General features: G+C 68.3%; 1 protein-coding gene. It reads left to right on the top strand.

The window, feature by feature from the left end; all coding sequences use genetic code 11:
* Nucleotides 1-1,950 (top strand): AsmA family protein (locus BIS11_RS16310; protein WP_253586552.1); only part of this gene is annotated, 1,950 nt, incomplete at both ends.

Below are 1,950 nucleotides of genomic sequence, written 5' to 3'. Positions count from 1 at the left end.
TGTCACCACGTTTCTGGACCCCGAGGACTTCAAGCCGCGCCTGGTCGAGGTGGTCGAGGAGCAGACCGGGCTCGACCTGGCGCTGGAGGGGCCGATCACCTGGTCGTTCTACCCGCGCATCGGGGTCGGCGTCGAGCAGGCGCGCGCCTGGCTTCCCGAGCAGAGCCGCGACGACACCGCCTTCGCCGCCGTCGAGCGCGCCGAAGTGAGCGTGGCCTTCGCGCCGCTGCTGCGCGGCGAGATCGCCATCGATGGCCTGACCCTCGATGGCGTGCGCCTGAACCTTGAGCGCGACGCGCAGGGCGAAGGCAACTGGCAGGCGCTGATGGACCGGCTGGCCGAGCACAACAATGAAAGCGCCGAGACCGTGCTGGCGCCGGCCAGCGCCGGCCCCCACGTCGATGCCGGCAACCTGTCGGTCGTGCTCAACATCGCAAGCGTCGAAGTGCGCAATGCCGACATCCGCTTTCGCGACGAACTCGAGCAGGCGCTCTGGCGGCTTCAATCGCTCAACATCTCCGGCAGCAACGTCAATCCGACCCGCTCCTTCCCGCTCAAGGCGATGTTCACTCTGACCAAGCACCATCGCCTGGACGCGGAGGCGCTCGAGCGCGCGCCGGCGTTCACCAGCGAAGTGAACCTGGAAACCCGGGTGCGCCTGGGGCTGAATGACGAGCGCGTCACCTTGGAAGGCCTTCAGCTAGGCACTCGCTCGAGTACCGTCGAGGGCAGCGAACCCCAGCAGGTGAACCTCAAGGCGGCAGAAATGGTGGCTCGGCTCGGCGAGCGGCGCCTGAGCGTGACCGACGCCACCCTGGAAACCGGCCTGCGCCACCCGGAGAACTGGCAAGGGAGCCTGGCGCTTTCGCTGGCCTTCGCCCTGGAAGCCGACTGGGCAGCGCAGACCGCTCAGCTGCGTGACGCCCAGCTCACGGGCCCGGACGGACTGCGCCTAAGTGGGCATCTCAACGTCGAGCAGTTCCAGGACGCACCGCGCTACCGGGGCCAGCTCAACGCCGCGCCGTTCAATCTACGTCCCTGGCTCACGCGGTTCGGCCTCGAGCTCAACACCGCCAGCGAAGCGGCGCTGAGCGATGTCGCCATGACCAGTCCCGTGGAAGGGGATCTCGAACAGCTCGCCTTGCCGCAGCTCTCGCTGGTCTTGGATGACAGCACCTTCACCGGCGCCCTCTCCGGCGCCTTCGATGCCAGCGCGCTGGCCTTCGACCTGACCGGCGACACGCTCGATCTGGATCGCTACCTGCCGGGGCCGGTGACTTCTCAGCAGGCCGGGCTTGGCCTGATCCGTCGTGCCATGGCCCAGGAAGAAGACGAGCACGAGATGCTGCCCCAGGCGTGGCTCGCCGACCTCGATCTGAGCGGCGATCTCGAGCTCGACGAGCTGGTGCTGGGCGGGCTGACCTTCACCAATGCGCGCATGGCGCTGCGCGGCGAGCAGGGTCTGCATCGGCTGACCGGCTTCGAGTCGCGCTTCTACAGCGGCACGCTCGCGGCCACCGGGGCCATCGACGCCCGGGAGCCGGTACTCGAATGGCAGCTCGCGCCGCGGGTCGAGGGTGTTCAGGTCGCCCCGCTGGTCGAGACCTTCAGCGAGGAAGCCTCGCCGATTCGCGGCCGCTTCAATCTGCAGGGCGAGCTCGCCACCCAGGGCAACACGCGCTCGGTGCTGACCCGCCACCTCAATGGCGAGCTTACCGCGCGCCTCAACGACGGCGCGATTCTCGACACCAACGTCTCGCAGCAGATGTGCGAGCTCGCCGCCCAGCTCGACGGGCAGGGCACGCTGCGCGACTGGCAGCCGGACACCCGCTTCGATCAGTTCGGGGCCACCTTCGACATCCAGGGCGGCGTGGTCACGAGCGACGACATGACGATCACGCTGCCCGGCATCGACATGGCCGGCGAAGGGCAAATCGACCTCGGCAGCAA

The organism is Halomonas sp. 707D4 (assembly GCF_024158685.1).
GTDB lineage: Bacteria > Pseudomonadota > Gammaproteobacteria > Pseudomonadales > Halomonadaceae > Vreelandella.
Note: the sequence above shows the minus strand (reverse complement) of the source record. Positions and strands in the feature narration are given on the sequence as shown.